Raw genomic sequence first — 14,648 nt, 5'->3', positions numbered from 1 at the left:
TTGGCTTGTCCAATGCCGGTCCAAACGCATAGATAGGGCGCGTTGGTTCAAATATTTCAAGGCACATTCAAAGTGGCCAGCACCGGCCATGGCGCAGGTGACAAGAAATCCCGGGAAGCCGCTTTTCAAATGTCGGGACAGGAGACCTTTATGACCGCTAAACTCGATCCTGTCACTGGCCTTGTCGTTACCCTGTTTGGATCGCCGGGGGTTGCCCTCGTCATGGCGGGTGGTATCCTTTTATTCGGCATTGGGTTGATCGTCTATTCGGGGTTTACCGAATACCGGCCTCTGCTGACGGAGATTCGCGATCGGTGGAATCTCCTGGCGGGGTTTCAGGGTAGCCAGGCTCGCAAAGCTTTTCACGACCAGTTTGCCAAACTGGATATTCGCTTTTCCGGTACCGCCTACAATGGCAAGGCGCCGGCGGCGCTCGTGTTAGGTTGGGCTAATTATCGCAGTTTACTGGTCGACAACGAGGGCACAGGATTCCTGACCTCGATTCGCGCAGCCGAGGCGTTTGATCGTCTTGATGAACCTGCCCGCGCATTGGAATGGTGGGCCAATATTCTGGTTGCTGTAGGCCTTGTGGTCACGTTTCTCGGTATTGTTGCGGCCCTATCGGAAGCCACGGCCGCCATGGCTTCGGGTAAGGGTGGAGGTGATGCCATGCAGTCGGCCCTGATGGGGCTTCTGGCTATCGCCGCAACCAAGTTCTGGACCTCGATTGCCGGGGTTCTGGCATCCATCATCCTGCGTGTAGTCGCGCGCTTCCGCCGTAAGTCCATCGAGTCAGTCGAAGCCAGCCTGTTCGTAACACTGGATGGCTGCGTCACCTTCATGCCGCCGGAAAAGGTTTCGCTTGAGCAACTCAAAAGCCTGAAGCGCCTCGAAATCGCGCTTGCCTCCTCGAAGGCGGCCTGATCATGCGTTTCAGGCACCGTCGCGCTGACGAACTGGAAGAGGGCGAAAGCTATTATGTGTCGATGACCGACTTGATGGTTGGTGTTCTATTCATCTTTATCATCATGCTGGCCTATTTCGCTCTGCATTTTCAGGCGACCACGACTGAACTGACGTCGGCGAAGGATGCGCAGACGACGGCGCTTCTGCGCACGGCGACGGCGCTTCAGTCTAAGACGGTCATGCTGGAGGTCGACTATAAGAATCGTGTTGTCTGCGTACCCGGGCAGGCCCTGACCGAGGACGGAAGCGGCGCTGACAAGCGGTGCTTCGCTTATTCCGCAACCGAACCGGTCGATCCGGCCGATGAAAAGCAACAGAAGATCGCCGCAACGCAGGCCAGATTCAGTGCTGGATTTAGCGGCGACCTGCAATCAAAACAGGTCGAGGCGACCGTCAGCCTGAGCGATGGCAGCACGGCGTTCGACGCCGACAAGCTTTTCACGCCGGGTACAGCTAATTTGAGCCCCGTTGGTCAGACTATGATCGCGCAGACCGCTAAGGCTCTGGCGGCACGACTACCGTGTTTCGCCTATGGTGCCCCGGCCAATAATTGCGAGAGTGATCAGAAAATGTCGGGGGTCATTATTGTGGCCACTGCAAACATCAACGCCTTCACCGCCGAAGGTCGTGCGGCGCAGGCCCTATCGCTGGAAAGATCGGTCGCGCTGCACCGGGCCCTGACGACAGCGCAACCGGTACTGGGGCAGTTGCGTAATGCGCCGAACGGTGGCGAGCCTTTGTTGCGAGTCGCCTCAATCGGCAATTCGCGTGATAACGCTCCGGCGTCGGGTACAGACAAGATGCTCGTCATTCAGTTCAATATGGCGCAGTAGGGCTGGTTTTTCTGGTCAAGCTGGGGATTTGCGTGTATGACGCCGCGCTTCTCCCCCACCCGGCTGTAAACGAGTTCCGTCTTGTCTCAATCTTCCGCTACGTCCGATGCCCCCAAGGTCGGCTTTGTCTCGCTCGGCTGCCCCAAGGCGCTGGTCGATTCCGAGCGCATCCTGACCAAGCTCAAGGGCGAAGGCTATGCGACGGCGGCGGAATATGCCGGGGCCGATGTGGTGGTGGTCAATACCTGCGGCTTTCTCGACTCCGCCCGTGACGAGAGCCTGAACGCCATCGGCGAGGCGCTGGCCGAAAACGGCAAGGTGGTGGTCACCGGCTGTCTGGGGGCTGAGGCCGATCTGATCCGCGAACGCTTCCCCAATGTCGCGGCGGTCACCGGCGCGCATCAGTACGACGAGGTCATGGACGCCGTGCGTCGCATCGTCCCGGCCAAGCCCGATCCGTTCCGGCCTTTAGTACCCGAAAACGATCCGGGCGTAAGGTTGACGCCGAAACACTACGCCTATCTGAAGATTTCCGAAGGCTGCGATCACCGCTGCTCCTTCTGCATCATTCCGTCCCTGCGCGGCGATCTGGCCTCGCGTCCGGTGGCCGACGTCCTGCGCGAAGCCGAGATTCTGGCCGCGAACGGCGTCAAGGAGCTGTTGGTCGTGTCGCAGGATACCTCGGCCTACGGGCTCGATATCCGCTATGCCGAAGGGCAGTGGCGTGGTGACTATTACAAGGCCTCATTCGAGGACCTGTCACGGGGTTTGGGTGAACTCGGCATCTGGGTGCGGATGCACTATGTCTATCCCTATCCGCACGTGAACAGCGTCATTCCGCTGATGGCAGAAGGCAAGATTCTGCCCTATCTCGACATCCCGTTCCAGCACGCCTCGCCCAAGGTGCTCAAGGCCATGCGCCGTCCCGGCAATCAGGACAAGACGCTGGACCGTATTCTGAGCTGGCGCGAAATCTGCCCGGACCTGACCCTGCGATCGACCTTCGTGGTGGGCTTCCCGGGCGAGACCGAAGCCGATTTCAACCTGCTGCTTGACTGGCTGGAAGTGGCGCAGATCGACCGCGTCGGGGCCTTTGCCTACGAGAACGTCGAGGGCGCTGCGGCGCGTGATCTGCCTGACCACGTGCCGGAAGAGGTCAAGCAGGATCGCCTGGCCCGCTTCATGGCGGTGGCCTCGCGTATCTCGGCGCAAAAGCTGCAGGCCAAGGTGGGCAAGACGGTGGATGTGCTGGTCGACGATATCCGCGCCGACGGCGTGGCTGTGGCGCGTACCAAGGGTGATGCGCCCGAAATCGACGGCCACATCTACCTCAAGGGCTTTAGCGGCCTGAAAAGCGGTGATTTCGCTAAGGCCCGCGTGACGCGCGCCGACGCCTACGACCTGTGGGGCGAGCCGGAAGGGCTGATGAAGCTCAACCGTGTCCCGACCGCGCGTCCGGCAGGCCGCACGCACCGGATCATTTCGCGGTTTTAATTAAGCTCCGGCCGCCTTTTCACCGCGGATCACCGCCGAAATGGCATTGACGGTGGCGGCGATGCGCAGAGCGGCCTGCACCTGAACATTGGTCACGTCGTGGGCGCGCAGGACCTTTTCATGGCTGTCGAGGCACAGGCCACAGCCGTTCACCGCCGACACCGCCAGCGACCACAGCTCGAAATCGACCTTAGGAGCGCCCGGATTGGCGAGGATGTTCATGCGCAGCTTGGCCGGCAGGGTGGCGTATTCCTGATTGTGCATCAGGTGCAGCGCCCGGTAATAGACATTGTTCATGCCCATGATGGCGGCGGCGGCCTTGGCGGCATTGAGCGCTTCCGGCGTCAGGCTGGCGGACGCGGCGGCTTCGAGGTTTTGCACCACTTCCGGCACACCGACGGCGTAGGCGGTGGCGACGAAGGTGCCCCACTTCTGCTGATCGGTCAGGACGGTCTCGGAAGCGAGCGAGGACAGGTTCAGCGACAGGTCCTTGGCATAGGCCGGAATCAGGTCGCGCAGGGCGTCGATAGACATTGGGGTATCCTTGTAGCAAAGCGCATCCCAAAAAGTGTGCAGCGGTTTTTGGAGTCAGATGCGCGACTAAAAACTAGACGCAAAAAGGGCGGCATACGCCGAAACACACGCCGCCCCATTCACAATCGGAACCGAAGTTCTTTACTTAGAGCGTAGCGCCGCCAACCGCACGGTTGCACGGGCACAGTTCGTCGGTTTGCAGACCGTCGAGGACGCGCAGGGTTTCTTCCGGCGAACGGCCGACGTTCAGGCCGTTGACGGTGACGTGCTGAACCGTGTTGTCCGGATCGACGACGAAGGTGGCGCGCAGGGCGACGTGGGCGTTCTTATCGAGGACACCCAGCGCCGAGGCGAAGACGCCGCCGTTGTCGGCGAACTGATAGATCGGCAGCTTGTTGAGGTCGGCGTGGTCACGACGCCAGGCCAGCTTGCAGAACTCGTTGTCGGTCGAACCGCCGAGGACGACGGTGTCGCGGTCTTCGAATTCACGGGCCAGACGGGCGAAGGCGGCGATTTCGGTCGGGCAGACGAAGGTGAAGTCCTTCGGGTAGAAGAAGATCACTTTCCACTTGCCGGGGAACGATTCCTTGGTGACCTCTTCGAAGGCCGAGGCACCGTTTTCTTCGTGGTTGTTGAAGCCGGGCTTTACGCCGACGATCTTGAAGTCAGGCAGGGTTTCGCCAACACCGATCATATGAAATTCTCCGTTTTGAAAAAGGGTTTCGGTCATCTCGAAAGCGCCGATGGCAAGCTCATAGCCGGGACTGGAGAAGAAATCTAATTAATTGTTTTTGAATTTTATATAAATTTAGATTATATGACTGTCATGCTCCCGACCCTCCGTCAGTTACAGTATCTGAAGCTTTTGAATGAACACAAAAGTTTCGTCGCCGCCGCCGAAGCCGCCTTCGTCTCGCAACCCGCCCTGTCGTCGGGCATCAGCGAACTGGAAAAGGTTCTGGGGGTGCGGCTGATCGACCGGGCGCGTGGTCAGGTGATTCTGACTGCCATCGGTGAAGAGACGCTCAAACGCGCCGAGGATATTCTGGCGCGCGCCGAAGACCTCGTCGAAGCCGCACAAGGGGCGACGCGGCCCCTGAGCGGGCGGTTCCGGCTGGGGGTCATCCCGACCGTCGCACCGTTCCTGCTGCCCAAGGCGCTGCTGAAACTGCGCGAGGCGTTTCCGCAACTGCGCCTGTTCCTGCGCGAGGACCAGACGGCCCGCCTGATCGCCAGCCTGAAAAGCGGCGCGCTCGACGCCGCCGTCATCGCCCTGCCCTACGATCTGACCGGCCTCGATCACGTTTTCATCTGCAAGGACGAGATTCTGGCGGCGACGCCTGCCGGTCATCCGCTGGCGCAACAGGCCACCATCACACCCGAAGCGTTGAAATCCGAGGAACTGATCCTGCTCGAAGACGGGCATTGTCTGCGCGAACACGCGCTGGCGGCCTGTCAGTGGAACGCGCCTGGCGCGTCGGACGTCAATCAGTCGCTCAGTGGCGGCTTCGCGGCGACCTCGCTCAATACGCTGGTCCAGATGGTGGGGTCCGGCCTCGGCGTCTCCTTGCTTCCGGCCATGGCGGCGCAATCGGGCCTGCTCAGCGACAATACGGTGATCGTGCGCCCGCTGACGGGGGATCAGGCCTATCGCGACATCGTGGTCATCTGGCGCGCCGGTTCGTCGCGCGCCCCAGAGGCAAAGCTACTGGCAGAAACGCTAAAGGCTTAAACTTCTGCCGCTATGGTCGAAGCGGTTTTTTGGAATAAAACGCGTAATAAAACTAAAGATCATGATCCAATAGGATTATGGTCTTAAGGCACGATCCAGCAACCGAAGCGCACCACCGGATTGGTAATGTCCTTGAGCGGCCAGCCATAGGTTTCGGCATGCGCCCTGAGGACGCGTCGGGGGCTCAGGACCCAGCAGCGCTGCGACAGATGCCAGCCTTCATGGGTGTGGGACTTTGGAATGAAGTAGATGTCGCGGGCGTCCATCTCGATGGTGTCGATCTGATCCAGCGGCAGGGTCTGGTTGTCCGGCGCGATAAACAGGCGTTTGTCCGGATCGTAGCGGAACAGGGGTTTGGCGACCAGCGACAGACCGATCATGCCCGCCAGCAACACCACCAGGACCAGAAGAGTCAGGCCCTGACCATCCAGCAGCATGAACGCGCCCCAGAACGGGCTGATCAGCAGCAGGCCAATAGTATGGATATTGAGTATCGTACCGCTCCACTGCACATCGATCAGTGAGGCTTCGGTCGTGTCGTTCAGGTTCATGCGGCGAACCTAGCTTTTTATGACGAGGCGATCCACTGCCAATTTACGGGATATCTCTTGAACCGTGCCGTTGCAGACCGCATATCCACGACAGGTGCGGTGCGGATGGTCCATATGTCCCGGTTTGTAGTGTTCGACAGTCCGTTTCTGCTCGGGTTCGACGAGACCCGGGTGCTGATCGAGCGCGTGAGCCGCACGGCGGACAACTATCCGCCCTATAATGTCGAGGCCCTTGGTCCGTCGCATCTGCGTCTGTCGATCGCGGTGGCCGGCTTTACGCGCGATCAACTGCAATTGTCATTGCAGGGCTCGCATCTGACCCTGCAGGTGATGAAAGACAAGGACGACGGTGCGCCCCGCGACTTCATTCATCGCGGCATAGCCCAGCGCGGTTTTTCGCGCAGTTTTGTGGTGGCGCAGGGATTCGAAGTGTCGGGCGCACGGCTTGAGCATGGTCTGCTGCATATCGACCTGAACCGGCCGGAGCCGTCGGACGAGGTGCGCATCATTCCGATTAGTCATTAAGCCGCGCTGGTGCTTTGCGCGTGATCCTGATTGAGCAACGCATAGAGGGCGTCGGCATTGTCGACCTGACGCAGAGCGTCGCGCAGGGATTTCTGACGCAGGACGCGTGAGACCTTGGCCAGGGCGCGCAGGTGCTCGGACCCGGCGTCTTCGGGGGCGAATAGCGCGAAGATCAGGTCCACCGGCACGTCGTCGATGGATTCGAAATCGACCGGGGTATCCAGACGCACGAAGACTCCGTGCATCCGCGTCAGGCCCTTGAGCGCCGCGTGCGGCACGGCTACACCCAAACCGACGCCGGTCGAGCTGAGCTTCTCGCGGTCCATAAGGCCTTGAAAAATGATATCGGAATCTATCCCGAGGCCCCGTTCGGCCAGTTCGGCAACGGTTTGCAGGGCGTGGCGCTTGGAGTTGGCGCTGACCGGTCCGGCGACGCCGTTCCGTTCCAGCACGTCAGTAAGGAACATTACACATCCATAGGTTACAAGCGGACGCAGACGCGCTGCGCGGTCAGTGGCCGACGGGCGCACCCGTACCGGCGATACGCGACCGCGCAAGCCCTTACAGGCACGGTTAACCCAAGTCAACCGTGCCCGAAGTCCGCTTTCATCGGTTTCTTATCTTATATAGGCGCGCACTAAGCGCTTTTCGCCAGCTTGGCGCTGGTCCGCTCGGGGTCGATCCAGCCGATATTACCGTCGGGGCGGCGATAGATGACCGACAGGCCGCCATGCTTGGCATTGCGGAACATGATCACGGGATAGTTGGACAGATCCAGTTCCGCCACCGCCTGAGACACGCTTAAGGTGCGGATCGGGGCTTCGGTTTCGGCGATGACCATCGGTTGCGGGTCGCTGGCGTGATCCATGCCGTCGTCGATATCGTCTTCGTCCTCGACATCGTAACCCTGAATGACCGTCAGGGGTGCCATTTCGTGTTTGGTCGGCAGGTTGGTGGGGTGATGGTCCTTGAGGCGGCGCTTATAGCGGCGGATGCGCTTTTCCATATTGTCGAGCGTGCCGTCGAAGGCCGCGTGGGCATCGCCGCCGAAGGCGTGCGAGACCAGGGTCTGACCCGAGGCCAGCCGCACCCAGCAGTCGGCCTTGAACAGATGGCCCTGCTTGGAGATGGTCACCTCGGCATTGCCGCCTTCGCGGTCGAAATACTTGGTGACGCCGGCATTGAGTTCCGTTTCGATGCGCTCCTTGAGGGCAGCACCGACTTCGACCTGTTTTCCGTTGACTTGGATTTGCATAGCGATATGTCGCTCCGTTCTTACCAAAAAAGAACCAGGCCGCCGATCTGGAGGGGTCGGCGGCAACGGCACCCGTCGATCCGGCATTGGACCGGATACGGCGGGGACACCTGACTGTACGCCTATGAGCCCAGATGCCCAATCAAGATATTGTGTAGGGACTGCGCCTAAAAAGCGCACCATTCACCTTGATTATTATAGGAAAAATCACGCATCGCGATGCAATCGATATTTGATGTGGTATGAGCTCGGATTAACGGCTCTGGCGCTTGCGTTCGACCGATGAGGGGATGCGCAGGGCTTCGCGATACTTGGCAACCGTGCGGCGGGCGATATCGACCCCGGCCTCGTTGAGGATTTCGACAATCCGGTCGTCGGACAGGATTTCGCCGGAGACCTTTTCGCCGTCGATCAGTGACTTGATCTTGTGACGGACGGACTCGGCCGAATGGGCCGAAGTGCCGTCCGAGGAATTGATCGACGAGGTGAAGAAGAATTTCAACTCGAACACGCCGCGTGGGGTGGCGATATATTTATTGGTCGTGACGCGCGAAATGGTCGATTCGTGCATGCCGACGGCCTCGGCGACCGTCTTGAGGTTCAGGGGGCGCAGATATTCGACGCCATAGACGAAGAAGCCGTCCTGTTGACGCACGATTTCCGACGACACCTTGAGGATGGTCCGGGCGCGCTGATCGAGGCTCTTGATCAGCCAGTTGGCCTGGTTCAGGCATTCGGTCAGATAGGTCTTTTCGTCGGCGGAACGGGCCGAACCCGACACCTTGGCGTGGTATTTCTGATCGATCAGGACGCGGGGCAGGGTGTCGCTGTTGAGGTCGACGCGCCAGCCGCCGGACGGGTCCTGACGCACGAAGACGTCGGGTACGACGCCTGACGACGGTTCGGCCCCGAAGGCGGCGCCGGGGCGCGGCGTCAGGGCTTTCAGTTCACGGATCATCTCCGTCAGGTCTTCGTCGTCGACACCGCACACCTTGCGCAGCGCGCTGAGGTCGCGACGGGCCAGAAGCTCCAGATTCTCGATCAGGGCTTCCATCGCCGGATCGAAGCGGTTGCGTTCGATCAGTTGCAGTTTCAGGCATTCCGGCACCGACCGGGCCATGACGCCGGTCGGTTCGAACCCCTGACAGACGCCGAGCACACGCTCGATCAGGGCCATGTCGCAGCCGAGGCGCTCGGCGATCTCGCTGAGGTCGGCGCGCAGATAACCGCCTTCGTCGACGCCATCGATCAGGATCTGCGCCACGGCCATTTCCGGTGGCGTGAAGCCGGCGATCAGGGCCTGATCGGTCAGGTGTTCACCGAGGGATTTTTCGCGTTTCAGGGCGCGCTCAAGCGTCTCATCGTCGCCGTCGAAGCCGCCGCTCTTGCCGGCGCGGCTCCAGTCGACCATCGGGCCATCGCCCATATCGGCGCTCGAAGGCTCGCGTTCGCGCACGGTGGGTTCGTCGTCGCCATAGATGTCGCCGGACGAGGCGTCCATGTCGGAATTGGCCTGCGCCGTATCGCGGTCGGTCAGTTCCAGCTCACCCCTATCTTCGCGAGGGGTTTCCGGGGCGTCGGCCTCGTGCGAATCGCCGACCGGATCACCGTCTTCACGCTGGAGCAGAGGGTTGCGCTCAAGCTCGGCCTCGACGACCGCTTCCAGCTCAAGGTTCGACAATTGCAGAAGCTTGATCGCCTGCTGCAACTGGGGCGTGATGACCAGCCCCTGCCCCTGTCTGATTTCTAAGCGTTGCCCTAATGACATGGAAGCGACGCTAAACGTTAACACCTTAAATAAGGTTAACCGCTGAAAGAACGATATTATTCGTCGCGCATCTGGCCCAAAAACCGCTGAACACTTTTTGGGATGCGCTTAGGCGAAGCTTTCGCCCAGATAGACCCGACGGACTTCGGGGTTATGGCGGATTTCGTCCGGCGTACCTTCGAACAGCACTTCGCCCGAATGGATGATCGAAGCGCGGTCGATGATATCGAGGGTTTCACGGACATTGTGGTCGGTGATCAGGATGCCGATGCCGCGCGCCTTGAGGTAGCCGATCACGTCGCGAATATCGGCGATGGCCAGCGGATCGATCCCGGCGAAGGGTTCGTCCAGCAGGATGAAAGAAGGATTACCGGCCAGGGCGCGGGCGATTTCCACCCGGCGGCGTTCCCCGCCGGACAGGGCCGTCGCGGGCGATTTGCGGATATGGGTGATATGCAGTTCTTCGAGCAGGCGCGACACCTCGGCATCGACCTTGGCCTTGCTCTTTTCGCGCAGTTCCAGAACCGCCAGAAGATTCTGCTCGACCGTCATGCCGCGGAAGATGGACGATTCCTGCGGCAGGTAGCCCAGGCCCATGCGCGCGCGCTGGTACATGGGCTGGTTGGTGATATCGTGGCCATCGAGGCTGATCCGGCCGTAGTCGGGCTCGACCAGACCGGTGATCATATAGAAGCACGTGGTCTTGCCCGCGCCGTTGGGGCCGAGCAGGCCCACCGCTTCGCCGCGGCGCAGGGACAGGGAGGCGGTCTTGACGACGGCGCGGTCCTTGTAGGACTTGCCGATGCCCTCGACGCGCAGGCCGTTGGCGGCGTCGGGAAGCGAGTCGAACGGCGCGCCGTTCACGGCCGGGGCCGCCGATAGGTTAAGCGTGGCCATTGGATCAGGGCTTCTTCTTCGCGGGCTGGGATTCGGGATAGAAGACGCCGCGCACACGGCCCTTGCTGCCGCCGGTGGGTGCGCCGTCCATGCTCGATTTGCCGGCGCCGACATTATAGACGAGGCGGTTGCCCTGCATGACGTTCTGCCCCTGTTTGAGGACCACGTCGCCGCTCAGGACCAGAGTGTCGGTGCTCTTGGTATAGACCGCCTTGCCGCCGGTCATCACCTGATCGCCGACAACGTAATAGACGTTGCCGGTCGCCTCGACGGTGGAGACTTCGTCCCATTTGCCGGTGGCCGGGTTCTGAGCATAGTTGACGCGGACGCCGTCGGCGTTGAGACGGCTGTCGTCCTGAAGGAACTGGACGCGGCCCGAAAAGGTCACCACGTGCCGGCTATTGTCGGCGTCCATGGTGTCCGCCACATAGGAAATGGGCTTGTCCGCCGTTGCCACGAACTGCGCATGGGCCGCACCGCCGAGGACTGCGGTCAGTCCAAGGCTGGCGGTGATGGCGGCAATCATCCTGATCTTAAACGTCATAGCCACAATCCTCAAAAACATATCTGGCCTCAAAAAATATCGGGTTAATCCGCCGTTTGGCCGGACAGGGTGCCGGCGACCTGTAGGTTGCCCTTGCCCTTGAATATTACGCGGTTACCATTGTCTTCGACGCGGAACGACTGACCGGTCACGCGACCACTGGCCCATTCGCCTTCGACCGGCGCATTGCCGATGACGACGGAGCGTTGCAGGTCGACACTGGCGGCCTGCGTTTTCAGCGTGAACCCGCCACCGGACCGCAGACGGACGTCCTTGTTGATCTGGAAGGTGCGTTTCTGATCGTCATAGACGCCGGAGGCCGCTTCGAGATAGGACGGACGGTTGTTTTCGGAACGGATTTCCAGCCGCGGCGCGGTGAGCAGGACGGTCGAGGAATTGCGGCCCTTGCGCACCGCCTCCAGCCCGCGCAGCTCGAAGCGGTTACCGTTGTCGTTACGGTCCATATAAAGCGGGTTGGTCATGCGGATGTCGTCGCCCGTCGCATTATAGACGTTCATCGAATTGATGATGCTCTGGACGATGATCCACACGACCATCACCACAACCAGGCCGATGATGAGCGCCGGGAACAACAGACGCAGGCGGGCGATCTTGCGCGACCGCTTTTTCCACGCCACAGCCTGCTGGCTCAGGCGGTGCATGGACGCGCTCTGATCGAAGTCGGCGGGCAGAAGAGGGTCGGTGGCCTGCGGCATATGGGGGCTCTCTTAGCTCCAGGAATGCGCGAAGATATCAGTATCTTCCCAACCTGCCAAATCCAGTTTGACGCGCTGCGGCAAAAAGTCGAAACAGGCTTGCGCCAGAGCGGCCCGGCCTTCGCGTTCCAGCATGTAATCCAGCCGGTTTTTCAAGGCGTGCAGGTGCAGGACGTCCGAGGCCGCATAGGCCAGCTGCTCGGGCGTCAGCGTCGCGGCCCCCCAGTCCGAGCTTTGCTGGGCCTTGGAAATGTCGACGCTGATCAGTTCGCGCACCAGATCCTTGAGCCCGTGGCGGTCAGTATAGGTGCGCGCCAGTTTCGAGGCGATCTTGGTGCAATAGACCGGCGCGGTGGTGACGCCCAGGTGCAGTTCGAACATGCCGATGTCGAAACGGCCGAAATGAAACAGCTTGAGGACGGCAGGATCGGTCAGCAGCGCCTTGAGATGGGGGCAGTCATAGGCCGGACGGTTCAGCCGCACCACGTGCGCGTCGCCGTCGCCGGCGGACAGTTGCACGACGCACAGGTCGTCGCGGCGGAAGCGCAGGCCCATGGTCTCGGAATCGATGGCGACGACGGCGCCCAGATCGAGATCGGCGGGCAGGTCGCCCTCGTGGTAGTGGATGGTCACGCCGGTGGTCCTCCGGAAAATCGGTACAGGGTAAAAACAGCGTGGTCAGATCACGCGAAACAATAACTTATGGCCTAAGCCAAGACATGCGGCGCGTCAATCGCCACCGCCGTCAGGGACCATAAACCTGTCGTCGCTGGCGGGCGAATCCGTGTTGCGTCGGCGCGGCGCGTGTGCTTGACGTGAGGGGGAGGGAGATCCGTCATGTCCGATCGTTACGACCTGTTGCTGGTCATAGGCCGTTTCCAGCCATTCTGCGACGCACATCGTCACGCCATTGCCTCAGTGGCCTCTCTGGCCGACCGGGTTCGGGTGGTTGTGGTCGGCGACGACATGCCGCGCTCGGCGCGCTACCCCTTTACGATGACGGAGCGTCTGGCCATTATCCGCGCCGAGGGCTTCGACGCCGTGGCCGTGCCCGAGGTTCTGACCGCCGGGGAACGAATGGCGCAGCTGGAGGGCCTGAGTGACGGTCGTCTGACGGCGCTGTTTGTCTTCGATGGCGACTATCGCGACGTGTCGGTCTCAAAGCTGTACCCGGTGCCTGACATCGAGGTTGCAAGCGACGCGATCCGCACGGCGTGGCTGGAAGGGCAGGCGTTCGGGGAGGTTTCGGACACCACGCGCGGGATCATGGCCGACGTGGCTGCCGATCCGGCCTTTCCCGCCTTGCGTGAAGAACACGCCTATATTCGCCAATATAAACAGGAGTGGGCCGCCGCGCCCTATCCGCCGGTGATGGTGACCGTCGATACCTTCATCCGGCATGATGGCAAGGTTCTGCTTGTCAAGCGCGGCGGCCTGCCGGGGCGCGGTCAATGGGCCTTGCCGGGTGGGTTCCTCGATCAGGATGAAACTCTGTTCGAGGCGGCCTTGCGGGAGTTGCATGAAGAAACCGGGCTTCGCCTGACGCCGGAGGAGGGCCGCACGTACCTCACGGGGCAGCGCGTCTTCGATCAGCCACAGCGCAGTGCCAGAGGGCGGACGATTACCCATGCCTTCGCGTTCGACCTGAGCGGTCTCGACCTGCCGGAACTGATAGCGGGCGACGACGCGGCGGCGGCCAAATGGACGGGGATCGACTGCGCCCGCAATATGCGCAAACATATGTTCGAGGACCACTATCTGATCCTCGACTATTTCCTTAATAAGGCCTGACAGATGACCGATGTAGTGCCGCAAGACATTGTCGACGCGCAAGGGCGCATCGCCGGACGGGTGCACCGCACGCCGCTATTGTCGTCGGCGACCCTGGATCGGGCGTTGGGACACCGCATCGTTTTCAAGGCGGAAAATTTGCAAAGGATCGGCGCGTTCAAGCTGCGTGGCGCGATGAATACGCTGTTGCGCCTGCGCGAAGAGGGGAGTCTGCCCGCCGAGGTCTGTGCCTTTTCCTCGGGCAATCACGCTCAGGCCGTGGCCTATGCGGCGCGCGAACTGGGCGTTAAGGCGACGATCTTCATCCCGAAGCAGGCCTCAGCCATCAAGATCGCCGCTACCCGGGCCTGCGGCGCCGAGGTGGTGGTCACCGAGACGCGGCAGATCGCCGAGGCTTCTGTCGCCGGGCTGATCGATACAGGGGCGGCTTTCATCCACCCCTACGACAATCCTTACGTTATCGCCGGTCAGGGGACGGCGTGCCTCGAAGCCCTGCAGGCCGGCGTTGAGGCCGACGCGGTCTTTGCGCCCTGCGGCGGCGGCGGCCTGATGTCGGGAACGTTTCTTGCCACGCGGCTGGCGCGGCCCGAGGCGAAGGTGTTTGCCACCGAGCCGCTGATCGCCAACGACGCGGCGCAGACCCTGCGTACAGGCGAAATCGTCAGGCTGAGCGACACGCCGATGACGGTTGCCGACGGGGTGCGTACCCTGTCGGTATCGCCGCGTACCCTGCATTATCTGAAACAGCTCGACGGACTCTATGAAATTGCCGAAGACGAGATTCTCTACTGGACGCAATGGCTGACGCATCTGCTCAAGTCGGTCATCGAGCCGACCTCGGCGATGAACATGGCGGGGGTGGTACGCTGGCTGAAGACTCAGGACCAGCCGCGCACCGTGCTGGTGATTTTGTCAGGCGGCAATATTGCGCCTGAGACCCAAATGCAGATATGGACGAGAGATTATTTACAGCGTTTTCCGTCTCTCTGATTTTTTAAGGATAGGCTTTGATGACTGATTTGAGCACCCGCCTGGCGGCTAA

The 14,648-nt window shown here is 61.1% G+C and carries 17 protein-coding genes; 7 read left to right on the top strand and 10 right to left on the bottom strand.

The genetic code is table 11. From position 1 onward, the window contains the following. Nucleotides 1–150 precede the first annotated feature (150 nt). From PQU92_RS06455 to rimO, 3 genes are all read left to right on the top strand, one after another. Nucleotides 151–924 carry a hypothetical protein gene (locus tag PQU92_RS06455; RefSeq protein WP_272747396.1) on the top strand — a complete coding sequence of 258 codons (774 nt, stop codon included), beginning with the start codon at nucleotides 151–153 and terminating at the stop codon, nucleotides 922–924. 2 nt (nucleotides 925–926) lie between these two features. Continuing rightward, on the top strand, nucleotides 927–1,799 hold the full coding sequence (locus PQU92_RS06450) for a hypothetical protein (RefSeq protein WP_272747395.1): 873 nt from the start codon (nucleotides 927–929) through the stop codon (nucleotides 1,797–1,799). Between the two features lie 81 nt (nucleotides 1,800–1,880). After that, nucleotides 1,881–3,293, top strand: a complete 1,413-nt coding sequence (gene rimO / locus PQU92_RS06445) for a 30S ribosomal protein S12 methylthiotransferase RimO (RefSeq protein ID WP_272747394.1) — start codon at nucleotides 1,881–1,883, stop codon at nucleotides 3,291–3,293. On the opposite strand, the gene ahpD is transcribed toward rimO, so the two are convergent. Beyond that, complete coding sequence (ahpD, locus tag PQU92_RS06440) at nucleotides 3,294–3,827, bottom strand: alkylhydroperoxidase, AhpD family (RefSeq protein ID WP_272747393.1); 534 nt, start codon at nucleotides 3,825–3,827, stop codon at nucleotides 3,294–3,296. Between the two features lie 145 nt (nucleotides 3,828–3,972). Continuing rightward, on the bottom strand, nucleotides 3,973–4,521 hold the full coding sequence (locus PQU92_RS06435) for a peroxiredoxin (protein WP_272747392.1): 549 nt from the start codon (nucleotides 4,519–4,521) through the stop codon (nucleotides 3,973–3,975). A 132-nt stretch (nucleotides 4,522–4,653) separates the two neighbouring features. Between PQU92_RS06435 and PQU92_RS06430 the strand changes: the two genes are divergently transcribed. Continuing rightward, nucleotides 4,654–5,559, top strand: coding sequence for a hydrogen peroxide-inducible genes activator (locus PQU92_RS06430; RefSeq protein WP_272747391.1), 906 nt, complete (start codon nucleotides 4,654–4,656; stop codon nucleotides 5,557–5,559). Nucleotides 5,560–5,642: 83 nt separating this feature from the next. Here the strand turns inward: PQU92_RS06430 and PQU92_RS06425 are convergent, their stop codons facing one another. Next, nucleotides 5,643–6,110: a hypothetical protein gene (locus PQU92_RS06425; RefSeq protein ID WP_272747390.1), complete on the bottom strand. Its 468-nt coding sequence runs from the start codon at nucleotides 6,108–6,110 to the stop codon at nucleotides 5,643–5,645. Nucleotides 6,111–6,224: 114 nt separating this feature from the next. On the opposite strand from PQU92_RS06425, the gene PQU92_RS06420 reads away from it, so the two are divergent. Next, nucleotides 6,225–6,635: an Hsp20 family protein gene (locus PQU92_RS06420; protein WP_272747389.1), complete on the top strand. Its 411-nt coding sequence runs from the start codon at nucleotides 6,225–6,227 to the stop codon at nucleotides 6,633–6,635. Here PQU92_RS06420 and ptsN read toward each other — a convergent pair. The 7 genes from ptsN to PQU92_RS06385 all read right to left on the bottom strand — a co-directional run bounded on the left by ptsN (nucleotide 6,632) and on the right by PQU92_RS06385 (nucleotide 12,448). Further along, complete coding sequence (gene ptsN, locus PQU92_RS06415) at nucleotides 6,632–7,102, bottom strand: PTS IIA-like nitrogen regulatory protein PtsN (RefSeq protein WP_272747388.1); 471 nt, start codon at nucleotides 7,100–7,102, stop codon at nucleotides 6,632–6,634. The two genes, PQU92_RS06420 and ptsN, sit on opposite strands and share 4 nt — an antisense overlap. A gap of 170 nt (nucleotides 7,103–7,272) precedes the next feature. Beyond that, the gene (hpf, locus tag PQU92_RS06410) at nucleotides 7,273–7,890 is read right to left on the bottom strand and encodes a ribosome hibernation-promoting factor, HPF/YfiA family (RefSeq protein ID WP_272747387.1); all 618 of its coding nucleotides are present in this window, start codon (nucleotides 7,888–7,890) and stop codon (nucleotides 7,273–7,275) included. 253 nt (nucleotides 7,891–8,143) lie between these two features. Next, nucleotides 8,144–9,658, bottom strand: coding sequence for an RNA polymerase factor sigma-54 (gene rpoN / locus PQU92_RS06405; RefSeq protein ID WP_272747386.1), 1,515 nt, complete (start codon nucleotides 9,656–9,658; stop codon nucleotides 8,144–8,146). Between the two features lie 108 nt (nucleotides 9,659–9,766). Next, nucleotides 9,767–10,555 carry an LPS export ABC transporter ATP-binding protein gene (gene lptB / locus PQU92_RS06400; protein ID WP_272747385.1) on the bottom strand — a complete coding sequence of 263 codons (789 nt, stop codon included), beginning with the start codon at nucleotides 10,553–10,555 and terminating at the stop codon, nucleotides 9,767–9,769. A 4-nt stretch (nucleotides 10,556–10,559) separates the two neighbouring features. Continuing rightward, nucleotides 10,560–11,099, bottom strand: coding sequence for a lipopolysaccharide transport periplasmic protein LptA (gene lptA / locus PQU92_RS06395; protein ID WP_272747384.1), 540 nt, complete (start codon nucleotides 11,097–11,099; stop codon nucleotides 10,560–10,562). Between the two features lie 44 nt (nucleotides 11,100–11,143). After that, a complete protein-coding gene (lptC, locus tag PQU92_RS06390) occupies nucleotides 11,144–11,815 on the bottom strand; it encodes an LPS export ABC transporter periplasmic protein LptC (protein WP_272747383.1) in 672 nt (223 codons plus the stop codon). Nucleotides 11,816–11,827: 12 nt separating this feature from the next. After that, complete coding sequence (locus PQU92_RS06385; protein WP_272747382.1) at nucleotides 11,828–12,448, bottom strand: ribonuclease D; 621 nt, start codon at nucleotides 12,446–12,448, stop codon at nucleotides 11,828–11,830. Nucleotides 12,449–12,652: 204 nt separating this feature from the next. Between PQU92_RS06385 and PQU92_RS06380 the strand changes: the two genes are divergently transcribed. Further along, nucleotides 12,653–13,606, top strand: a complete 954-nt coding sequence (locus PQU92_RS06380) for an NUDIX domain-containing protein (protein WP_272747381.1) — start codon at nucleotides 12,653–12,655, stop codon at nucleotides 13,604–13,606. Between the two features lie 3 nt (nucleotides 13,607–13,609). After that, nucleotides 13,610–14,596 (top strand): serine/threonine dehydratase, encoded by a 987-nt coding sequence (locus PQU92_RS06375; RefSeq protein WP_272747380.1) that lies wholly within the window; start codon nucleotides 13,610–13,612, stop codon nucleotides 14,594–14,596. Nucleotides 14,597–14,648 lie beyond the last annotated feature (52 nt).

The sequence above is a fragment of the Asticcacaulis aquaticus genome (assembly GCF_028550415.1).
Taxonomy (GTDB): domain Bacteria; phylum Pseudomonadota; class Alphaproteobacteria; order Caulobacterales; family Caulobacteraceae; genus Asticcacaulis; species Asticcacaulis aquaticus.
The sequence above is the reverse complement of the archived record's forward strand: the minus strand, read 5'-3'. Positions and strand labels throughout refer to the sequence as shown.